The sequence below is a fragment of the Methanothrix sp. genome, from assembly GCA_029907715.1.
Taxonomy (GTDB): domain Archaea; phylum Halobacteriota; class Methanosarcinia; order Methanotrichales; family Methanotrichaceae; genus Methanothrix_B.
Genome location: JARYLI010000013.1, coordinates 22,978 through 45,555, shown reverse-complemented (window position 1 = coordinate 45,555; position 22,578 = coordinate 22,978). Strand labels below are relative to the sequence as shown.

The 22,578-nt window shown below is 54.2% G+C and carries 14 protein-coding genes and 1 pseudogene; 5 read left to right on the top strand and 10 right to left on the bottom strand.

Annotation, left to right across the window (positions count from 1 at the left end):
- The first annotated feature begins 228 nt into the window (after positions 1 to 228).
- Positions 229 to 1,860, top strand: coding sequence for a thermosome subunit alpha (gene thsA / locus QHG98_07975; protein ID MDH7597653.1), 1,632 nt, complete (start codon positions 229 to 231; stop codon positions 1,858 to 1,860).
- Between the two features lie 387 nt (positions 1,861 to 2,247).
- Here thsA and QHG98_07970 read toward each other — a convergent pair whose 3' ends face one another.
- From QHG98_07970 to QHG98_07960, 3 genes are read right to left on the bottom strand one after another with little or no spacing between them, the layout of a single operon-like run.
- Positions 2,248 to 2,829, bottom strand: a complete 582-nt coding sequence (locus QHG98_07970; GenBank protein MDH7597652.1) for a DUF447 family protein — start codon at positions 2,827 to 2,829, stop codon at positions 2,248 to 2,250.
- A gap of 13 nt (positions 2,830 to 2,842) precedes the next feature.
- Complete coding sequence (locus tag QHG98_07965) at positions 2,843 to 3,700, bottom strand: triphosphoribosyl-dephospho-CoA synthase (GenBank protein ID MDH7597651.1); 858 nt, start codon at positions 3,698 to 3,700, stop codon at positions 2,843 to 2,845.
- Between the two features lie 46 nt (positions 3,701 to 3,746).
- Positions 3,747 to 4,700 (bottom strand): methanogenesis marker 9 domain-containing protein, encoded by a 954-nt coding sequence (locus QHG98_07960; protein ID MDH7597650.1) that lies wholly within the window; start codon positions 4,698 to 4,700, stop codon positions 3,747 to 3,749.
- A 911-nt stretch (positions 4,701 to 5,611) separates the two neighbouring features.
- Between QHG98_07960 and QHG98_07955 the strand changes: the two genes are divergently transcribed.
- The gene (locus QHG98_07955; GenBank protein MDH7597649.1) at positions 5,612 to 10,216 is read left to right on the top strand and encodes a hypothetical protein; all 4,605 of its coding nucleotides are present in this window, start codon (positions 5,612 to 5,614) and stop codon (positions 10,214 to 10,216) included.
- Here the strand turns inward: QHG98_07955 and QHG98_07950 are convergent.
- The 3 genes and pseudogenes from QHG98_07950 to QHG98_07940 all read right to left on the bottom strand — a co-directional run bounded on the left by QHG98_07950 (position 10,213) and on the right by QHG98_07940 (position 12,672).
- On the bottom strand, positions 10,213 to 11,421 hold the full coding sequence (locus QHG98_07950) for a TIGR00375 family protein (GenBank protein MDH7597648.1): 1,209 nt from the start codon (positions 11,419 to 11,421) through the stop codon (positions 10,213 to 10,215). The two genes, QHG98_07955 and QHG98_07950, sit on opposite strands and share 4 nt — an antisense overlap.
- 217 nt (positions 11,422 to 11,638) lie before the next feature.
- Complete coding sequence (locus QHG98_07945) at positions 11,639 to 12,190, bottom strand: hypothetical protein (GenBank protein MDH7597647.1); 552 nt, start codon at positions 12,188 to 12,190, stop codon at positions 11,639 to 11,641.
- A 305-nt stretch (positions 12,191 to 12,495) separates the two neighbouring features.
- Positions 12,496 to 12,672: pseudogene (locus tag QHG98_07940) on the bottom strand (IS630 family transposase).
- 689 nt (positions 12,673 to 13,361) lie between these two features.
- Between QHG98_07940 and QHG98_07935 the strand changes: the two are divergent.
- From QHG98_07935 to QHG98_07925, 3 genes are all read left to right on the top strand, one after another.
- Positions 13,362 to 13,574 (top strand): DUF2116 family Zn-ribbon domain-containing protein, encoded by a 213-nt coding sequence (locus QHG98_07935; GenBank protein ID MDH7597646.1) that lies wholly within the window; start codon positions 13,362 to 13,364, stop codon positions 13,572 to 13,574.
- A gap of 10 nt (positions 13,575 to 13,584) precedes the next feature.
- The gene (locus tag QHG98_07930) at positions 13,585 to 14,031 is read left to right on the top strand and encodes a hypothetical protein (GenBank protein MDH7597645.1); all 447 of its coding nucleotides are present in this window, start codon (positions 13,585 to 13,587) and stop codon (positions 14,029 to 14,031) included.
- A 191-nt stretch (positions 14,032 to 14,222) separates the two neighbouring features.
- Entirely contained in the window at positions 14,223 to 15,068 is an 846-nt protein-coding gene (locus tag QHG98_07925) for a phosphate ABC transporter substrate-binding protein (protein MDH7597644.1), read from the top strand.
- Between the two features lie 55 nt (positions 15,069 to 15,123).
- Here QHG98_07925 and QHG98_07920 read toward each other — a convergent pair whose 3' ends face one another.
- From QHG98_07920 to QHG98_07905, 4 genes are all read right to left on the bottom strand, one after another.
- Positions 15,124 to 15,684: a uracil-DNA glycosylase gene (locus QHG98_07920; GenBank protein ID MDH7597643.1), complete on the bottom strand. Its 561-nt coding sequence runs from the start codon at positions 15,682 to 15,684 to the stop codon at positions 15,124 to 15,126.
- A 78-nt stretch (positions 15,685 to 15,762) separates the two neighbouring features.
- Positions 15,763 to 17,445, bottom strand: a complete 1,683-nt coding sequence (gene mutL, locus QHG98_07915; protein ID MDH7597642.1) for a DNA mismatch repair endonuclease MutL — start codon at positions 17,443 to 17,445, stop codon at positions 15,763 to 15,765.
- Entirely contained in the window at positions 17,408 to 19,978 is a 2,571-nt protein-coding gene (mutS, locus tag QHG98_07910) for a DNA mismatch repair protein MutS (GenBank protein MDH7597641.1), read from the bottom strand. Before mutS ends, mutL begins: the two co-directional genes overlap by 38 nt.
- Before the next feature lie 631 nt (positions 19,979 to 20,609).
- Positions 20,610 to 22,568, bottom strand: a complete 1,959-nt coding sequence (locus tag QHG98_07905) for a cation:proton antiporter (GenBank protein MDH7597640.1) — start codon at positions 22,566 to 22,568, stop codon at positions 20,610 to 20,612.
- Between the last annotated feature and the right edge of the window lie 10 nt (positions 22,569 to 22,578).

Below are 22,578 nucleotides of genomic sequence, written 5' to 3'. Positions count from 1 at the left end.
CGGTCGATTTGAATCAAACTCTCCACTATGGGGAGATCTCAATTTGTCAAATTTCATGATCACTATATTTACATAAAATCCTTAACCGATGGCCAATGGGATCATCTCTCAAAACGTCAAGCATATGCGGCCAAAGGTTTCGGGACTAAAACAGCGTCCCCGCGCTTGCGAAATATTTATATAGAACTTCAAAACACTTACATCCCCGCTGTAAGGAGAGGTGTCGGAATGGCTGGACTAGGTGGAACACCTGTACTGATACTCAAAGAGGGAAGCCAGCGGACTGCTGGCCGGGAGGCGCAGAGGTCGAACATAATGGCGGCCAAGGCGGTGGCCAGCGCCGTCAGAACCACGCTTGGGCCCAAGGGCATGGATAAGATGCTTGTGGACACCCTGGGAGATGTGGTCATAACAAACGACGGCGTTACGATTCTCAAGGAGATGGATATCGAGCATCCGGCCGCCAAGATGATGGTGGAGATCGCCAAGACTCAGGATGAGGAGGTAGGCGACGGCACCACAACGGCTGTTGTCCTGGCTGGCGAGCTTCTGAAGCAGGCCGAGCTGCTTCTCGAGCAGGAGATCCACCCGACCGTCATAGCCACCGGCTACAGGGACGCTGCGACGAAGGCCATCGAGATCCTGAAGGATCTCGCGGTAAAGGTATCGCCTGACGATGAAGAGCTCCTGAAGAAGATCGCGATCACAGCAATGACCGGCAAGGGCAGCGGCAACGCGAGGGGAGAGCTCGCAGAGCTTGCGGTCAAGGCTGTGAAGGCGATCGTGGACGAGGACGGCTCCGTGGACATCGACAACATCACCGTTGAGAAGAAGGTTGGTGGCAGCATCACCGACTCCCAGCTGATCCATGGTATGGTGATCGACAAGGAGCGCCTGCATCCCAACATGCCGAAGAAGGTGAAGGATGCCAGAATAGCGCTGCTCAACGCGCCGATAGAGATCGAGAAGACCGAGGTCGACGCGAAGATCGAGATCACCTCGCCTGATCAGCTCCAGGCCTTCCTGGATCAGGAGGAGGCGATGCTCAAGGAGATGGTCAACAAGATTGTCTCCACAGGGGCAAATGTCGTCTTCTGCCAGAAGGGCATAGATGATCTGGCGCAGCACTTCCTGGCGAAGGCTGGCATCTACACTCTCCGCAGGGTGAAGAAGAGCGACATGGAGAAGCTGGCCCGCGCGACCGGCGCCAGGATCGTGACAAGCCTGCATGAGCTGACTCCAAACGATCTCGGCAAGGCAGGACTTGTCGAGGAGAGGAAGATCGCCGGAGACGACATGACCTTCGTCGAGGAGTGCGAGAATCCGAAGTCTGTGTCCATAATCCTCCGCGGTGGCACCGAGCACGTGGTCGATGAGCTCAACAGGGCCATGGAGGATGCGCTCCGCGTAGTGGGCGTGGTCGTAGAGGATGGCATGCTTGTGCCCGGCGGTGGAGCGCCTGAGGTAGAGCTCGCGCTCAGGCTCAGGGAGTATGCTGCCACTGTTGGCGGGAGAGAACAGCTCGCCATAGAGGCGTTCGCCGAGGCGATGGAGATCATACCGAAGACGCTCGCCGAGAACGCCGGTCTCGATCAGATCGACACTCTGGTTGCCCTGAGAAGCAAGCACGAGAAGGGCATGAAGGCAGCAGGTCTCGACATGGAGACCGGCGAGGCTGTCGATATGCTGGAGCGCGGCGTCGTTGAGCCCCTCAGGGTCAAGACACAGGCGATCAGCTCAGCCGCAGAGGCAGCTGTGATGATCCTGAGGATAGATGACGTGATCGCCTCCAAGTCGACAGGCGCGGGCAAGGAGGGCAAGGAGAAGGAGCCCAGCGGAATGGGCGAGGACTTCGACTGAGCCCAGCCCTTCCACATTTTTGCAGATCTCCGAACCATCGGAGATCTGTATCGAGCTGAACCTTTTGATATCTGTGCATCTTTTTGGTACTGTAGTCCTTTGCGTCACTTCATGTAAATCCATTTAAAAGCTACTGGATATGTCACACTTCATAGATTATTTTATCTAACATATAATATTATGTCAACTTATGCGGAATACTATAAAAGCTAATGGATATATCGCACTTCATAGATGATTTTATGTGGCATGCGATATCATATCAACTTATGCATAAATTAGGCCCCAGACCATTTCATCCACATGGGTGACCCTGTGTCATGAGCGTTCTTCTGAATCAACTGGATGAGCTTTCTCAAATCTCCTGCACTTCTGGAGATGCTCAGATCATGGATACGAGGCAGAAAGATGCTCCTCGAGCCGCTTCATGGCCGCGATCTCCCTCGGCCCACCACATCTCTGCACGATTCTCTTGAGCTTTCTTATCTCCTCGAGGTAGGACTCGACGCGGAGCGCGTTGTACCTCGTGGCGGCGATCGCAGCCTCGATCACGCATGATACGCCGCGGTTGATGGCGCGGAACTCCTTTTTGATGACCTCTCCCCTGACAAACTCGAGCTCCGGCATTATTATATCTGTCCTGTACGGGCTGCACCGGAAAAGCGCCCATGACTCGGCATCCTTTAAAGTTAGAACACCGTCCCTCCTGCAGAAGCACTCCTCTCCGAGGTCTGACATCGCAGCCTCGACGAATATCATCGGATCGTGAGTGACGTTTGCCACAAGCTGGCCGGTGGCGAGGACGTTCTCGTATGTGTGCGTCCCGAGAAAGAGACGGACCATCACGCTCTCTCCTCTTATTATCCCGATTGGGGCTGCATTCGGCACACCATCACGCTCTGTTGTGACTATGACCTCATTTATGCCTGGAAGTATGCCAAGCTCATCAAGAATATCATCTGCATCCATCTGTTATATCTCCTCAGAACCTCAGTCCCCTCATCAGCGCGATAAATAAAGATGATGCTATCAGGTCAGCTGTGGAGCCTGGGTTGATGTCCCTCGAGATCAGCTCCCTGTCCATCTCCATGGCGCTCGAGATGACATCCGGGGATCTGAGAGCCGCGCCTGCCATCCTGGAGACCTCAAGAGCAACATCGATTCCAAATTTGGACGCCACAAGGGTGTCCGGCTCTTCTGAGAGCGCGGTGATGTAGGTTAGAACAACACCTCTGTTCAGCCCGTGACTTGGAACCACCTCACACAGAACATCTGCGAGCTCGAAGCTCCTCGAAAATCCAGTGGCCCATTCCCTCGCAATAAGATCGTGCCCCTGGGATATGCGCATCAGATCTATCAGCCGCATGCCCCTCGCTGCGATTTCGTCAGCTGCCCCTGGATCTTTCAGGCTCATCTCCTTCACATCAGCCGCCCTGGCACCTGCAAGCTCGAACGCTCTGTAAAAACAGATTGAGTCCTCCACACTGGTTGAATCCACAACTCTGATGATCTCGGATCTGAGCGGCCCAGGCCTGGATGCTGCAGATGCGAGCGGTATGAGAAGGGATATCTCCCCGAAGTGTGTGTTGCCCCTCAGCCCCCACTCACGCCATTCGGAGACCGTGTCCAGAATGAGTCTGCCGATATCCGATGCTCCAGATGCTGCCCTCCTGAATGATGGATATGAGAGAACAGCGCTCGCTACAAAGTGGCTGAAGCTCACGTCCTCATAATCGTGACACCTGTCCACGTTTCCTGGCTTGGGGCTCGAGGAGAGCTCCAGCAGCATGGCCATCTGGGCCATCTGGGCGATCCTGTCAGGATCCTTCATATCAGGCATCATCTCCAGCGGGATTTAACAGCAGGTATTGCAGCCCGCTGGGCATTCAACGCATCAGTCCCTCAGCGACTCTTCTCTTCAGAATCATGTACTCCTTCGGCGTCAGACCCGCCCTTCTCAGAGCCGCATCCCTCATGTAGCATGGTTTTGTTATCTTGCAGCACCATATCAGGCTCCCAAAGCACGTTCCTTCGCCCTTTTCGAGGGGAGTCCCTCTTGCAAGCTCGAGCTTCCTTCTCACGAACTCATCTGGCGTTATTCCAAGCCTTTTAAGGGCGCCGTGGACAGGGCATGGCTTGACCGGTGGGCAGCAGAATGCAAGTCCCCGAAGGTCGCCGCCGGCGCATATGTGCTTCGGGGCGTTGTACCATCCTGTGATATCCTCAAACTTCCTGAGTGCGGTGGAGAGCCATCTCGCAAAATCCTCTTCTGCAGTTTCCCTGAGCGAGATCACATCCGCGCCCATGGAGAGAAGGCGCTTCGCCTCTTCGAATGATCTCACCTCGGAGAGAGCCATTATCCCCGGTCCTCTGGCATCTGATACGCTCCTCAGAACCGAGGTCGCAGATCCATCACAGCCTCTGAGATCGAGATGAATCAGATCGAGACCTGCAGACTTCAGGCTCTTAATCGCTCCAGGATTCGATTTCGGGCTCACAGCATCCGGCGAAACGCGGAGCGAGGTTGCAGCCCCAGCGGATTTGATCAGCCTGATCATGCCGCATGCTCTTATGAGATCTATGGAATCCTCATCAGAGAGATCGATCTCCAGGATCGCATGCATCCTGGACGCTGTTCTTGAGACCTCCAGGAGCCTGTCGGGTGATGCTGATCTGAAAGACAGCACAGCCGGCACACCTGCATCTCTGACGAGAGCATCGATATCGTCTCTCTCCTCCACACCCTCAAGGACTGCAAGCCCCACATCCGGCGGGCATGCGTTTCCGTGGCATATCATGGCCACCGGGCTCTTCAGAGATGCGTACCCTATTTTCAGCATCGATATCCTCGAATATGACTAGGGATATCAGCCTTTCGATGGACTCATGCATGCCCCCTCAGCGAATTCAACATGCATTTCGCAAGCTCCATATCTTGATTTGTCTCCTCATCTGAGGTTCCGGGCTTGATTCATCTAATGATATGAGGGGTCTAATAGCAGAACAGACTGCCAGTGATCAGCGTCTCCCAGAATGATGTATCCCACAACCTCGCATGTGCCTGAACTCATTGATGTGACGACCCATACATATCCGCCATCCTTTGAATCAGCTGGATGGGCCAAGCTCAAAATGACCTCGCGAACATTTTGCCTTCCGCGGTTCGCATGGTTTTCACGCGGACCAGGCTGGAGATCGATATCTGGTGAACATCCCTGCACGATGCCCCGGACACAGGGCTCCCTTGAGGTTTGGTCTCCAAATGTAAAACAACCACGGCAATCTTCTGTGGATCGGGCATCATTTGTCAGATAACATTATAAAAATTATCAGTTAATGTTTACAGTGTTTGGAAAGTGTTAAATGCTGGTCGACGCCAGTTTTCTTCAGACAGGAGTCTAATTTCATAATGTATGTGTGATATAATTATCTGAAAACCGAAAATCTGCCGGGATCGCGGCGGATGATGCAAATCCGGAGGTGAGGAGACTGCATGTATGTGTACAGAACCAGACATGGAAATAAAACATTATTTAAAAAATTAATTTTTAATAATTTATGCCTGTACCTCTGTGCATGGTTTAAGACTATTCATATAATTACTATCATCATCGCAGCAGCCTGTATCTGTATTTCGCTGCAGGCATCTCCAGGATCTTCGATCGGGAATACCTCATCAGTTTATACAGTTGACAGTATAGCTCCGGATTTATACGAACCTCTCGGAATCAGCACTGAGCTGACGGTCAGTGTGGAGCCGGATTCGAACAGAACGATAGGCGATGTGGTCATCTTCACTGTGAGGCTTGAGCTGCCCGATGATGTCCACGAGCTGCAGATCAAGGATCTTCTCCCTGCAGGTCTCAACTACCTCAAATGGGATGGTGACATTCCCGCGCCAACGCGTCCGGACAGTGGAACCCTGCTGTGGAATCTTGGAGACGGAGGGAAGAAAGAGATTGTATTTAGGGTCCATGCTGTTGTCCGAAACATCATGACCAACCAGGATGGCACTGTGCTTCTGAACAGAGTTGAGGCCACCTGGAAGGACTCGAGAGGGGCGCTCTTTTCCACAAACACCACCACGCCGGTCACCATCAGAGAGCCAGACATAAAGATCACCATCAGCTCGAACAAAACGAAGGTTCAGGCAGGGGATATCGTGGAGCAGGTGGTGATGCTGAGCAACAGAGGCTGTGATGCGTATGATGTCCATCTGATAGTGACGATTGCTGATGGGCTCGAGGTGCTGAGCGCGGATCTTGAGCATGATGTTAACGGAGGAAGCGTGGAATGGACCTGCTACAGAATCCCCAGCAAGACGTCTGAAAATCTGAGACTTGTTCTAAGGGTGGGAAACACTGTCGTATCCGGGGAGAGCCTGAGCACCGGAGCCTCTGTCTCGTGGACGAGCCTGCCTGGAGAAGACCCCAATGAGAGGTGGGGTGGCGGAACGCCTCTCAATAATTATGATGAAACCGCATCTGCGAAGCTCACGGTATCAGGAGACGTTAGCATATCCAAGACGCCCGATACGAACAGGAGCTGTGCCATCGGAGATTCCGTGACGTACAAGATCCACCTGAACCTCCCCAGGGCCGTTCTCAGGGAGGTTGTCGTCACGGATACCCTGCCATCTGGCACAACCTGCGATCCATCGAGCCTGAAGACCAGCGGTTTCGTTCCAAATGACATCCAGCCACCATCTCCTGACAGCAACACGCTTGTTCTCTCCTTCGGCGATCTGAACAACGCAGACGATGTTGATATGGACATCTGGTACACAGTGATCGTCGCGAACCGCAGGGAGAACAGAAACGGTGTCATACTGACACCAGGAGCAGCCAGGATCACGTGGAAGAACCCTGACGGCTCATCGAGGCAGAGAACAGACAGCAAGGCAGGAAGCATAGAGGTCGTGGAGCCATCGCTCTCCCTGGAGAAGCATGCCTCGTCATATGCAATCGTGGGTGATGAGGTGAGGTTCACGCTCTCAATCTATCATGATGGTAACAGCAGATCCGATGCCTATGATCTCATCCTCGTGGATACCATCCCGGAGGGTGCAAGGATTCTCGGGATCAACACGAGCCGGCCGATGGGATTCGAGCAGATGGGCAGAGATCTGGTGTGGTCCATTCAGAGGCTCGAGAGGGGGGAATCCGTTACCGTCACATACACAATTCTGGCGGAGACCACAGGCAGTGTGGGAGGTGCTGCGAGGCTTTACTGGTCGAGCAGGGAGGGCGATGACCCGAACGAGAGGTCCGGGCTCTGGAACGATCTCGACTGCTACAACAAAACCGCAGAGGCCTATGTCGCTGTTGAGAATTTGAGCATGAGATGCGAGCCAGATGGGCCCGTGAGGAGGAGCTTTGGGGAGGATCTCATGATTCGCTTTTACGGTGATCTGCCTAATCTCAGAGATGCATGGATGAATCTGAGCCTTCGGGGATTGAAGCACAGTGATATCAGGATGAGTTTCAATCCGCTGGAGGAGATCGTCCGCAGTGATCGGATCTGCTGGTACCTCGGGGATGTGCAGGCCATGCATGTTGATCTCTCCGTGCATGCGATCATCGATGATCTTGCGCCCGGGGCGGTCCTGGAGCTGAGCTGGCTCTCGAATGATGCCAGAAGATCCATCTCTGTGGCAACAGGGCCGGTGGAGATCTCCAAGCCAGAGCTGACGGTGACGAAGACGCCGGCTCGGCGGAGCCTGGAGAGGGGCAGCATGTTGAGGTGCTCGGTGAGGATCGATCACTCACCGGAGAGCAAATGCGACGCCTGGAATGTGGTTCTGAGGGAGATCATTCCGCAAGGAGTCAGGATGATGCCGGAGAGCGTGAGAATCTCCCCTGAAAGAGGAGATCTTGAGATGGGTGATGGCTCCCTTTTATGGCGGATAGGCAGGCTCGGGCCAGGCGAGAGCGCATCGCTGGAGTACGATATCGTGGCACTCTCAGACGGCCGATCCATCTCAGAGTCGGCACTCACATGGTCAAGCGCTGAGAGCGGAGGGCGTAACTACACCGCGTCTGCATCGTCAGAGTTCATCGTCGGGTCATCGTACCTGAGCGTGGATGCTCCGGAGAATGCATGCGGTTTCGTGAACTACACAGTTCGCTGGAGGAACATCGGTGAGAGGGACATCAGGGGTGCTGTTCTCAAGGCGAGATACGATCCGCTTCTTGTGTTCATATCGTCGAGCCCGATGCCGTGCGCCCCGGACGGGGGGATCTGGTCAGGGTGTGCACTGCCGGATGTGATTCATCCCGGAGATGAGGGCACCATAAGAATCGTCACCAGAGCTGGAAGGGCTGCAAACGGAACCGCTGTGGAAACCTTATTCACAATCTCGTTCGAGGGGCATGATGAGAATGTATCCGCGCGAACCGTCCTGATCGCTCCAGAGATCTCCCTGAGTGCGACAGGATCTCCCGAACGCGTCAGGAGTGGTGAGGCTGTGAGCTACACGGTCAGCTACAGAAATAGGGGAGCCGCGAAGGCGACGAATGTAACTCTCAGAGCTTTGTTCCCTTCCAGCGTTCACATCATCAGCGCCATCCCCATGCCGATCGCCTCCGGTGAAGATCTCGTATGGTCGGAGAGCTCCGGGCTCATGCCTGGCGAAGAGCGGGTAATACGCATCACAGCTCTTGTGGAGGGAGATGGGGTGACGAAAGCAACATTCATCCTGGAGAGCTCAGAGTCGCCGCCGGTATCTGCAGATGTGCACACATATGTTCATCTTCCAAGAAAAGAGATCTCGGTCACAAAGCGGCCATCATGCACAGAGTGCATGCGCGGCGAGACTGTGGAGTATGAGATCAGGGTTTGCAACCCGTCTGATGCAGATCTCAGGGACATCACTGTGAAGGAGATCCCGGATCCAAGATTTGTGATCCAGAACGCGGATCCTGCACCCGGACCTGATGGCCTCTGGCATATAAACCATCTACGCGCGGGGGAGTGCGCTGTGATAAGAATCAGCGGGATTCTTCCGAGGAGCGAGATGTACTTCGACATGGCCGGTAGAGTTGAGGGGCAGGGTTTCATCCGGACATACAGGGAGTGCACGTCTGGCTTCGAGGGCACAGCGCTGCGCAACTGTGTCCAGGCTTTCTCCGGGAACATCTCCGCAGGCGACTGCGTCACAGTGCGGATAGAGGCTGAGAATGGAGCTGAGCTTCACATGAGGGGATACGGCAGTGGATCCCTCCGCTCGCAGGAGGGAATGTCTATGAGCACAGAAAATCGATCCATCAGGATATCGAGATCTCAGGCAGCGGAGGGCGGCAGGTACGAAGGCGAGGTCTACAGGAGATCCGTTGCATTCGATTCTCCGTGGAGCGACCTCTTTGAGATCTCGAACAGGGCCACTCATGGAGGCGTGAGGGCGTTCGCCAGGGCGGAGCGGGAGATCAGCAGCATCGACGCAGCTGCAGATTCCAACGGCACTGTGGTCTCCATTGAGAGAGATCTCACCGGATCAGGCGGCATTCTGGCGGAGAAGATCTCGAACACCACAGGAGTGCTCAGAGCATATGATCATAACTCTGGGAGCTCGAACGTATCGGTGAGGTTCGAGGAGCACGGGGAATACGGGAGCTACGTTCATTCTCACCTCGGAAACGGAACGCTCGTATCAGGCCGGAGCTACGGAGCGCTGCAGTTCCACACTTCCGGCTCAGGCAGATACCTCTCAGAGGGAATGATGAGCTGCGGATCAATCAAAGAGATCGTCAGAGCGGATGGCAACAGCTCGAGATGGCGTTCAGGCGCCTGGATCAGAGGTGTGCAGAGCATACGTGAGGAGTACTCGGGATCCAGGATTGAGAAGGATACTGTGCTCAGAGCAAGGGGACTCGAGACGAGCGTGAACTTCTCCGGGATGGCATTCACAGATACACATTTCATGGATTCGCATCTGAGCGATATCTACATTGGAAACTACACTGTGCGGAGAAGCATCAGTCTGCCTGACTCGTACAGATATGGAACGCCGCACATCAGCATCTCCACGGATATGTACATGGAGAGATCTGAGATCATCCGTCTCACTGTGAAGATACATAACGACGGGATCAGGGATCTGTCCCCTGTGTACATCACAGCTGCGATCCCGAATGGATCGAGGGTTCTGGGCGCGTATCCCGAGCCGGATATCAGGAACGATCTGATCAGATGGAGGCTGTATGTGCTTGAAGCCGGGGAGTCTCTCGCGATAACCCTGCGGCTGGATCTGAGAGATGCCCTCAGCAGGGAGATCTTCGTCAGGGCTGCAGGCGGATTCGATGGGCACTGGGTGTATGCGATGAACAGAACTGCGCCTGTGCGATGCTGCAGCAACTAGAAGTCCAGAAGCGATCTCTGGGATGGTGCCCTTCTGGATCGGGTACCCGGCGGAGGGAGGGAGATCCTTCCGTACCTTCCGCCCCCTCCCGGGGTCACCACCACATCTCCTGATCTGAACGCCCCTATCGCCCTTGCGACCCTTTCGTCTGTGTTCAGCTCAGAGATATCCGTGTGCAGGAGCACATCTATCTCAGTCCTCTCAGAGACCAGATCGCTCCATATCTTTCTCACGCCTGCCGTGAACACACTCTTGTGGCCGAGAGCCATCGCGATAATCTCAGCGAGCGGGATTATGTGGATGTACGGAGGCCTGTGATCCGGATGCACTGGATGCGGCAGATCTGCCAGAATCTCGACCCTGTCCCTGACACCGAGCTTGATCAATCCGCCGCATCCGCACCGTCCCTGCAGCTCGTCCATCTCCTGAATGGTGTACTGCCTGTAGCATCTGGTGCATGCGGTTCTGTTGTACTTCCCCTCCTCAGGGTAGAAGCCGACGTTGAGAAGAGGTCTGCGTCCGGATCTGCGCTCTATCGCAAGCCTGATCTCCTTAAAGCTGATCTCCCTGAGATCAAACTGGTTGAACTCCCTTCCGAGCTTGTTCGACCAGGGAGAGTGGCCATCTGAATTCGACAAAAACGTCCTGTCCCTCAGCTCGCTGATGCGATCTGCGTAGTCGGAGTCTGCGCTGAGGCCGAGCTCTATGAATGAGATATCCTCAACTCTATCCCTGTAACATTCTTTTAGGGACCTGTGATGCGCGAATATCCCTGTCCATGGTGTGAACGCGTGGCTCGGCCCGATGATGCAATCCGCCTCGAGGCACACATCCGCGATCTCGGCTCCGTTCAGGAGAACCCTTGGCCTGCCGTCCGTGTCTATGTTGCTCGAGCTCTTCCGGAAGATCTCCCTCAGCTCCTCAGCCTTTGAGAGATCGGGGATGAGAATCAGATGGTGGACACCCTCTGAATCTTCGACCTCAGCCGTCACGACGAATCCTGTCATGCTGTTATGCCAGAGAATCCCATCCCTCTCCGGAAGCCTCCTGAGATTTTCAAGCCATTCCGGGTGGAGGGCATCGCCAGTGCCAACGACGTGTATACCCTTTCTGCGCGCCTCAGCTGCGATGGTGTCCAGATCCATCATCTCAGATGTGGCAGCTGAGTACTTTGAGTGTATATGGAGGTCAGCATTCACATTCATTTTCATCATTTATATTCAAATCCCTTTAAGCTGCGTGGGCGATGTAAGCGTGCCCTGCCGGAACCAGCAGATGGGGTCATGAATTCTGTGCAGTGGTACTCGACCCCGCGCAGGCTTTCTTCAATTTCTGCTAACAGCAACAGTATGCTGTGCAGGCTGCCTGCTGAGCATCTGAAATGTTATGGCCTTAGTGCACCGAATTTCGGTTCTGCAGCATTCATGCCTGGTTCGCCGATTCCTCCGGCCTGCCTATCTGAGGCAGTCTCTGCATATCTATCTCTATCTTTATCACATCCTGATCTGCCTCCAGAGATCTCACAATCACATGAAATATGTATCGCTGCGTTCGTCTCCCCTCAGGAATCACGATCCTGTGCATCTTTCGCAGCTTGCTCACACTCGCAGCGTAGACCGCCGGACCGCTCTGCAGGAAGAGCAGCCCCGGGAGGTTCAGAGAGTCATGACCGAACGACGGATACCTCTCCTCGATCCGCTCCTCCAGCACCGCGCGTGGTATATCCACAGAGCCGATCTCGCTCTCAACCCTTATACCGTTCTCATCTGCCCGTATCGATCTTATGTGGTATCTGAGGGCGCTGATCAGATAGCTGGTCCCTCTTCCCTGCTGGTCTGCTGGAACTATCGACTCAAGCATGTCCATGAAAGGCCGGATCAGAGGGCTTGTGCCTGCAAAGAACGCACCTGCCAGGTTGGAGACCTCGGTTTTGGCATCCCGCAGATCATTCTTATCTATTGTAAGTGTTACCATGGACGTTCTTCTGCTATCATACAAGATATACCCACCGCATCCTTGAGAAACATCCCCTAGTGTTCAGTAACATTAATTTTTAACCGTATTGTAGTGTCGTTTGAGTTTTGCTCTGGCGTTATCTTTGCTGAACTTCCACCGTACAGTTGCGCGGATTGCATTTCGTTCCTGTTGCCAGGTATTTGCTCAATATGGTGAGCGTGCTTGAGTTACAGATCAAGTGAAGCTGCTATGGCAGAGTCGTTCATCCAGAGATCCGTCGAGATGGCAATTTAGCTCAACGTATTGAGCATGTTCGTTGCCAGCCTGCAAACCTTCAGCACATCTACTGTCTCTTTGTCACTCCTACCCTCATTCGCAAGAAGCAGTATCCTCGCACACATCAGACTCCTCGCTGAGGCTTTACCCTTCCTGATGAAGCTCTCAAGATCATCTCGTTCGCCTTCTTTCAAACTCACTTCATGAACTCTCTTTCTACCCATAGTCTGGATAGATCGACGCAATGGTTAAAACATTTTGTTATGAAGCACTGGGAAGGAACGCATAGTGTGACTGGTGCCTCTTTGGGCCAAGTTATCAGATGGATAAGAGCGAACTTCTAAAGGCACCTTGTTTCTGCTGAAGAGAGGTAAGCTGGATATAGCAGAAATCAGAGTGCTTTATGCATCACCCTCTCTAAATTTCAGTGAACCAATTTTATGCTCAGTTATGGTTTTTATCTTATTCGGACAGGTCCCACACGGGCAACGATATATTTATAAGTGATAAACCTAACATAAAATAGTCCCTTTAACGAGGGCTGGCATGAGCATGGCATGATGTCGCTTTGAGTGCCGGTGCGATAGGGGGACAACATGCCGCATTGATAGGTCCTTGTGGGAGATCACTGACATGATCTGACGATGACCTCAAGACAACCCAGATGCGGTACATGAGCCCGTTGCGAGGGTTGCCGGTCAGACAGAGGTTACCGCAGGATGATGCACCGGAGTTAGCATCGGGCGACAGATTCCCGTTATACCCCTATGGAGATTCAGTGATCCGAACCCACGAAGTATGGCGTTTTCCGGATGGGATTATATGGGCCCACAGCCATCATGGCAGGGAGCAGATCACGCGCAAATCTTATCTATATTGTGTTTCGACTAAAGCACATCCCATGGTGGTGTGGTTGAACAAGCTTTCACCCCACAAACACTGCATAATATGTGGCAATGCCATTGAGGCCGATAGCACATTCTGTGATGAGCTCTGCGAATCGAAGTACCGATCGGCCCAGAGGCGGCAGCAGCTTGTTTTTGTGGTCTTTCTTCTCCTGATGATAGCAACATTCGTCCTGCTTGGCATTCTGCCAGCACTCTTCGGGCAGAGCAGGCCCGGCTGAGGTGGTTGATGTGAGGTATATCGTACTGATTGTAGCATCGGTGTTTTTGCTATCGTATGCCTCCGCTGGACTGAGCTACATAGAGGTGAAGGACGTGACCATGATCCCCGATGGCGACGATCTGAGGCTTCAGGTGAATTACACGCTGGAGCCCTTCGCGCGGCTGTATGTGCTTGCCCTGGGGTGCAGGCATATAGAGCCGGAGCTGATCAGGCTTTTCTCAAGCTACCAGAATGTAAAAACAGTGAAGGCCAAACCATCTACAGCAATGCTCGTCGTCGAGAATGCTGGCACGTACCTTGACGGGTACTACCTCTACGACGCAAAACCCCTGAGCGCGCCGGTCTCCAGGTTCACCGTGGTTTACCCTGAGGGTGTCACAAGGACTTTTATCAATGTGACCTCCACACCGAGCATATTCGTGAAGAAAAACGCGCTTAGAACGGCTGCGCAGTGAACGCTACGGCGCTCTTGGAACCTTTTCGGCCATCACATGATCTCCCCGGATCCCAGCTCACACAAGAGATAATCGGGCTCTGCTCCCAGGGTATATACATTATAATCGTAATATAGACATAAGTCAGGATATGTTTTCTATTTCGGCATAGTACATATAATGCCGTGCTCTCTCTGCCATCGGTGATCGAAATGAGATTGCTGGCATTAATAGCCTTAATGCTTGTAATGGGATCCATCAGCCCTGTGCTGAGTGCCACGGATGTGCGCATATCAGGATCGACCACTGTGTTGCCTCTTGCATCTGTATGTGCTGAGAGCTTCAACTCGGAACAGAGTGATTACAGGGTCACTGTCACAGGCGGTGGCACTGGAGTGGGAATAACTGATCTGGGAGAGGGGAGATCGGATATCGCCATGGCATCCAGGGAAGTAACAGATACTGAGAGAAGCAAGTATGAGACCGCTGACAGAAAGTTCAATGAAATACTTGTGGGATACGACGGCATAGTCGTAGCTGTGAGCCCCCAGATTTATGAGGCTGGAGTGAGGGCGCTCACAAAAGAGCAGGTCAGAATGATATATGCCGGTGAGATCAGCAACTGGAAGGACCTCGGCGGTCCTGACAGGAAGATATACGCCATAGCGAGGAGGGCGGGATCAGGCACGCGGGATACATTCAATGAGGTCATAATGGGATCCAAGGAGGCGGAGACTCCCGGAGTATCGACAGAGGCAGCGGACAACTCTGAGGTGAAGACCGCGATAAAGGGCAGCGACAAGGCGATAGGCTATCTGGGGTACAGCTACGCTGCAGATGGTGCTGTGAAGGGGGTCGCGCTTGATGGGGTGGAACCCACAGTCGATAACATCAAATCCGGAGAGTACCCGCTGGCAAGGAAGCTGTACTTCTACACCCTAGGCAGGCCCACCCCGGGCGCACAGGCATTCATAGACTTCGTGCTGAGCTCCCGCGGACAGGCTCTGGCCGAAAAGACCGGCTATATACCTGTCCGAGTGCTGGATCTGAATATCTAGGCTCAACTATTTTTACGGAGCGTGATGCTCCCAGCGCATCTCTCATGGGGATGGTTCACAGCTCTGGCGCATGACTCACAGATCTCATCTCCCTCAGCTTTGTCAGATCGGACACGAAAGACTCCATCCGGTCCATATTTCTCAGAACAGCAGCCGGGTGGAATGTGATCAGGTACAGATCATCGAATACCCTTCCCCGGAGAGCTGTCACGCCCTGCACTCCGAGGATCGCCTTTGCAGGAACGTTCCCGAGGAGGCAGACAGCTGATGGTCTGATTATCTCAATCTGTTTTCTCAGATACGGCATGCACGCCCTGATCTCCCCCTCGCTGGGGCGCCTGTTTCCGGGCGGCCTGCACTTCACGACGTTTGTTATGAATATCTCACCACGATCCAATCCAGCGAGATCCAGAGCTCTGTCCAGGAGAGCCCCGGCCCTACCCACAAAAGGTCTCCCTGCGAGATCCTCGGCCGCGCCCGGCGCCTCGCCAACCATCATGATCCTCGCATCCTCCGGCCCCTCCCCCGGAACAGCGTTTCTTCTCGCCTGAGAGAGCCCACACCTCTCGCATCTCATGATCTCGCGCGCAAGCGCCCTGAGATCGTTCCCGCACATGATTCCTCCTGCATTGAAGCATGAGAGCTCCTGTATTCTGCATTTCCATGAGATCTTTACTTCACAGACTCCCGCCAGTCATCTCCTCCCGAACATCTTCTCCAGGCTCTCAGTGGATATCCGAACAACGACAGGCCTTCCATGCGGGCATGTCCTGGGATTGTCGCATGCGAGGAGATCTGCAAGAAGCCTGTGCATTGCACTCTCACTAAGCTTCTCCCCTGATTTTATCGAGCCCCTGCATGCCAGAAGCTTCAGAGCCTCATCCCTGAAGGATGTCCTGCACGCTCTGCCGAGATGCAGAATCTCCCTCAGAACATCGCGAATCGCCTCCGGCCTCTCAAGGCCCACAGCTGCTGGCACGGACCTGACACTGTACGCCCTCCCTCCGAAGTGATCGATCTCAAATCCGATCTCCTTGAGCTTTGCGGAGAACGAATCGAGCAATGTCGCCTCCCCGGGGGAGAGCTCCACGGTGACCGGCTGGATCAGCTCCTGAGAGATGCTACCGTTCTCGCATTTCTCGAGGAGATGCTCGTATCGGATCCTCTCAGCTGCAGCATGCTGATCCACGAGGATTATGCCATCGTCATCCTCAACGATGATGTAGAGATCGAGAACCTGACCCACAATCCTGATGAGCGGCTCCGAGACCCTCTGCCCGGTCTGCACCTCCAGCGGAAGCGTCTCCTGAATCTGGGGTCTGGAGCTCCAGAGCTGCGGCTCTGCAACCCTGGGGGGAGGGGCTGCAGGTATAGCGGAGGACCTCAGCGCGCTGAGCGCTGCATCCCTCACAGCATCGTATATCTCGCCCTCCCTGAGAAACCTGACCTCCCTCTTCGCGGGATGAACATTCACATCCACCAATGATGGTTCTATCTCGATCGAGATGACAGCAACAGGATTCCTGCCCGACTGCAGGAAGCCCCTGTACGCATCCCTCAATGCCTGAACGACAGCTTTGGAGTACACAGGCCGGCTGTTCACGTAAACGAGAACAGACTCAGAGGCCTGGCGGGAGTTATCAGGGGAGGATATCATTCCACGGAGATCGAACCCATCCCCTTTTGCCATTATGGAGATCATGCCCTTCACAGTCCTGAGGCCGAATGCTCTGATCAGAGCATCATCCCAGGTCTCTGAGGCGTTCGATCTGAAAAGAGACCTCCTGCCCGATGACAGCTCAAATGATATCCTGTGGTGTATTATGGCCATCTGTGTCACAAGCTCTGCGATCCTCGCGAGCTCCTGGGAAGGGGTTGAGAGATGCTTGAGCCTGGCGGGGATGCACTCAAAAAGTCCCCTGACCTCCATGCTCGTCCCGTATGGGCATCCATCATCCCTTATCTCAGCAACCCTTCCGTTCTCCAGCCGGAGGTAAGTGCCCATCTCGGAGCTTCTGGTCCTCGTGTGCACCTCCACGCATCTCGATACACTGGCTATCGAGGAGAGCGCCTCACCGCGGAATCCGAGGGTTGTAAGCCTGAAAAGATCATCGGATGTCGAGATCTTGCTCGTGGCGTGCCTCTGGAATGCGAGTGGCAGATCATCACGCTCGATCCCGCAGCCGTCGTCGACAACCTTTATGAGCGAGATCCCGCCGTCTCTTACCTCGACGAAGATCCTTGTGGCTCCAGCATCTATCGAGTTCTCGATCAGCTCCTTGACCACAGATGCCGGACGCTCTATCACCTCCCCCGCAGCTATCCTGCTCACAGTCTCTTCATCGAGTATGTGTATCCTGGACATCCTTACAGCCAAGCCTTCTTCTGTATTCCACAAGCAGATTCAGAGCCTGCAGCGGTGTTATCTTCTCAGGCTGGAGGTTCCTTATCTCCTCGAGTATGGCGCTGTCCGGGGTCTCGGGCTGGCTGAAGAATATGAGCTGGGTGTACCTCTTTGGTCTATCCCCCGATCTGCACTTCCTGATCTCTATGGCTGCCTGCTCCTCTATAATATCAAGAAGCTCCTCAGCTCTCCGGATCACCTGCTCTGGCACTCCTGCAAGCCTGGCGACATGTATGCCGTAGCTCTTGTTTGTCGCACCTGGCACAACCGTTCTCAGGAACGTTATCGATTTCCCCTCCTCCTTCACCGCCATGCTGCAGTTCACAATTCCGGGAAGATTGAGCTGCGTAAGCTGGTGGTAATGTGTCGCAAAGATCGTCTTTGCCCTTATTCTGGAGTGTATGTACTCTGAAACCGCCCATGCTATGCTCAGTCCGTCGAAGGTGCTCGTTCCCCTGCCGATCTCATCGAGCAGTATCAGGCTGCCCTCAGTGGCCGAGACCAGTATGTTCGCAAGCTCGCTCATCTCCACCATGAATGTGGATCGCCCGGAGACTAGATCGTCCCTCGCGCCGACCCTCGTGAAGATCCTGTCGACCAGGCCTATCTTCGCATATGATGCTGGAACGAACGAGCCGATCTGCGCCATTATCACTATCAGAGCGACCTGACGCATAAATGTCGACTTGCCGGCCATGTTAGGGCCGGTCAGTATCATGAACCAGCTGCTCTCATCCATCGTGAGGTCGTTCGGGACGAAGCTGCCCTTCATGGCTCTATCGAGAACAGGATGCCTGGAGTTGCGGAGCACCATCTCCCTGCCGGCATCGACTAGGGGCCTCACCATCGCCCCTCGGAGGGCAGCCTTCGTCAATCCCAGAATCGTGTCCAGCTCGCCTATAGCAGCTGCAACCTCCTGCACGGCTCTCGTCCTGGATGCGACCTGCCGCCGCAGATCGATAAAGAGCTCATACTCGAGCGCTGAAGATCGCTCCTGAGCTGAGAGCACTCTGCTCTCCATCTCCTTCAGCTCCTGGGTCACGAAGCGCTCCGCACTGGAGAGCGTCTGCTTTCTTACGTAGTCTCCTGGGACCATTGGAAGATTCGGCTTTGTGACCTCTATGTAGTAACCGAAGACGTTGTTGTAACCGACCTTCAGAGACTTTATCCCCGTCCTCTTCCTCTCAGAGGATTCGAGCTCTGCGATCCAGCTCCTCCCGCTTCTCAGCGCTGCGCGCAGCTCGTCCAGCTCGGGGCTGTATCCGTCCCTTATCACTCCACCATCCTTTGGAGAGGATGGAGGGTCATCTGAGAGCGCCCTTTCAAGCAGACCCACCAGATCACCGAGTTCATTCAAATCCAGCCTCTTTCTGATATCAGCGAGATAATCTGACTCCAGACCGCTCATCGCCTGTGAGATCTCAGGGATCCGGCGGAGCGATGCCCGCAGCGCCATGAGATCCTTTGGCCCTGCACTCCCAAGCGAGACGCGCCCGATGATCCTCTCCAGGTCGCTGAGGCCCTCGAGAAGCTCCGAGATCTCCTCTCTGATCACCGCTCTTCTCACCATCTCCTCAACCGCATCCTGCCTTCTGCGAATCACCTCCAGAGACATCGATGGCATCTGGAGCCACCTCGCGAGGGTCCTGGAGCCCATTGGCGTGACCGTCTCGTCCAGGATCTCCATGAGCGTGCCACTCCTGGACCCATCCCTGAGGTTCCTGAATATCTCCAGGTTTCTCAGCGTTATATCATCGAGAAGCATGTACTCAGAGGATGATACCATCCGGATCGGCTTGATGTGGTCCAAAGAGCGGATTCTGGTCTCGCGCAGATAGGAGATTATCGCGCAGGCAGCGCGGGCGCAAAGTGGATTTCTGTCATAAAGATCGCCAAGAATCCCGCCCACAGATGCATCATTCATCGAGAAAAGATCAACATCGAGATGCTGCACCCTCATGCCATCCAGAGATGTGCCAGGCGGGGCCAGACACTCCGCCGGGGAGAACCTGGCCAATTCGGATCTCAGCCGCTCCACTGAAACCTCAGATGCTATGAAATCGCCTGTTGAGAGGTCGAGAAGCGCAAGCCCCGCGAGCCCGTTCTCCGGAAGAACAGCTGCGAGGTAGTTGTTGCTCTTCTCCTGGAGCAGCGCAGGCTCTATCACGGTCCCGGGGGTGACTATCCTGGTGATCTCCCTCCTCACGATCCCCTTCGCATGCTTCGGATCCTCGACCTGCTCGCATATAGCCACCTTGTGGCCTGCATTAACGAGCCTTGACAGGTAGACGTCAAGTGAGTGATATGGTATGCCCGCGAGCGGGATCCTGTTCCCCTCGTCGTCCCTCTGCCTCGATGTGAGGGTTATGTTCAGCGTTCTGGACGCGGTAATGGCATCCTCACCGAACGTCTCATAAAAATCACCCATCCTGAAGAGGAGCAGGGCATCTGGACACTGCTCCTTTATGCGGAAGTACTGCTCCATGAGTGGCGAGAGCCTTGCCATCAATCACATGTATACCGCATCTTAAATATGACTTTCGAATGCGCGACAGTACATCGAGTCTGCAGTTGCTGTAAACAGATCCATCACTCACACAGGCATGTTAAGGCAATGGCTAACGCCTGTGTAATGGATTGAGCAGTGCACCAGATTTGCTGTAAAAGGCAGCATGAAACTTCGATTCGCGCCCGAAACCATGAACGCTCTTATCCATTTGATGACTTGCCCAAAGGAGCAGGGGTCATGCTATGCGTTCGTTTCGACGAATGAATGCTTTCAGCGACCACATTGCATGCTCTGCAAGTTGCTACGCGCATAAGAGCGACCATGAAAACGCTGGGATGCATAAGCGACCTTGATATGGGCGGTGAGGGCTGCTTCAGGAATTTGAGCCTAGCGATCCCGCTGTAAAAGCAGCCTTCGTTTTACGAGCGCCCCAATGCGTCATTGAACGCGAATGGTAATTTCAAAAGAGGCCAGCATGCGTCGCAGGAGCTCTACATCAATTCACAGCAAATTCGTCACGCTGCTGCGTCGCCCCTCCAGCAAGCTGCAGGGTATTCGGTTTTACGATCAACGCCCATGAGATCGTGGGCTTCTGCGGGTCGACACTGGATGGCTTGTGTGGAGTGCTTCACCGCTCTGTGCCCCTGCCCATTTCGGTCAGCATGCGCTCGACCTCGCGCATCTTTTCAGGTGGGCCTATTATTATCAGGACGTCTCCCACCTGCAGCCTCAATCCGCCTATGGGCCTCAATGTCTCATCGCCCCTGTTAATCGCAAGTATGCCCTCAATGCCGAGCTCATCGAGAGATCTGCCTGCAGCATTCGAACCCTCGGGCACCCTTATGGTGTAGATCACCTTTCCCATGAGCTTCAGGTTTGCATCGCAGTAGGCCTCCTCGCAGACGCTGCGAAAGAGGCTGTAGTCTCCAGCGCGCATGTCTTCCACAATCCTCTCGATATCGTCCCTTGTGAGCTGATACCTCTCGAGGACCTTTGCGAATATCTTGACAGATGTCTCATACTCCTCAGGGACGACCTCGTCTGCGCCGAGCTTGTGAAGGGCCTCAACCTCCTGAACGTAGCGAGTCCTTGCTATTATGAAAACATCCTCATTCAGACGCCTTGCCATCTCAACGATCTGGCGTGTGGCCACCGGATCTGAGATGGCAATCACAATGACCCTCGCATCTTTTATTCCGAGATGGCTCAGCACGGACTCCTGTGTCGCGTCCCCATAGTAAATGGGTTCTCCATTCCCACCCTCACTCCTCACGATATCAGGATTTAAATCGACCACAACGTATGGTATGCCCTTCGACCTCGCAGCCATCGCAACGTTTCTTCCGTTCACCCCGAAACCCACGATTATCAGATGATCTCTGAGCGTATGCTGCCTCCTGATTCCCTCAAGCTCATCGTATCTGGAGAGCTGTGAGAAGCCAGCTGCCACCCTGTGCGATATGGCTATCATAAAGGCTGTGGCGCCCATGGTCAGTACCGTCACATCCAGAAACATCTGGTACACCTCAGGGGACAGAATGCCGGAGTCCAGCCCGACCTTGGAGAGTATGAAGGAGAACTCCCCCACCTGGCTCAGCGCCAGACTGACAAGCACCACCATGCGCATGGGAAGGCCGATGATGGATGTGGCCAGTGCACATGTAACAGCTTTTATTAATATAACACAGATTGAAATGACTATGATAAAGGCCGTGTTATCAATGAGCACCCTGAGATCGAGAAGCATGCCGATGGATACGAAGAAGAAGCTTGAGAATGCATCCCGCAGCGGTCGGATGTTCCCGATCGCGTGCAGGCTGTAGGGAGACTCGGATATCACCAGCCCGGCCAGAAATGCGCCCAGTCCCAGAGAGAGTCCAGCGGAGGAGCTGAGCCAGGCCACGGCAAAGCACATGCCAACCGTGAACAGGAGAAAAAGCTCTTGATCTCTGGTCTTCAGCACCTGATAGAGAATCCGTGGCACAATCCACTTCGCGCCTGCTATCACAACTGCTATGAGCAGCAACGCTTTGAAGAGGATGTAAATAGGCGATTCATGTGTGGATACAGCCGCTCCAGGCAGCATGGGTATGAGCAGCATCATCGGAACCACTATGATGTCCTGGAATATCAGTATGCCAAGTATGGTCCGCCCGTGGAGAGCATCAAACTCTCCACGCTGCTGTATTATCCTGAGGACTATGGCTGTGCTGCTGAGCGATACCATGAACCCAAGAGCAACCGCCTCCCCAGGGGGTCTGTCTAGGCTTACCAGAATAAAAAGGACTGCAAGTACCGTGAACAGCACTTGCAGAAAGCCTCCGACCAGAACGAACCTCTTTATCTGCAGCAGATCCTTGAGGGAGATCTCTATGCCGACGGTGAAGAGGAGCAGTATAACACCGATCTCAGCCAGAACCACAACCTGATCGATGGATCGGATCATGCCCAGACACTGTGGCCCTGCAATGACGCCAGTTATTAGATACCCAAGAATCGCAGGCATCCTGATCCGGTGGAAGAGAAAGAGCACAGCTGAGGAGAGAATGAATATGATAACTATGTCTCCAAGCAGCTCGGTTTCCAAATGCGCCACT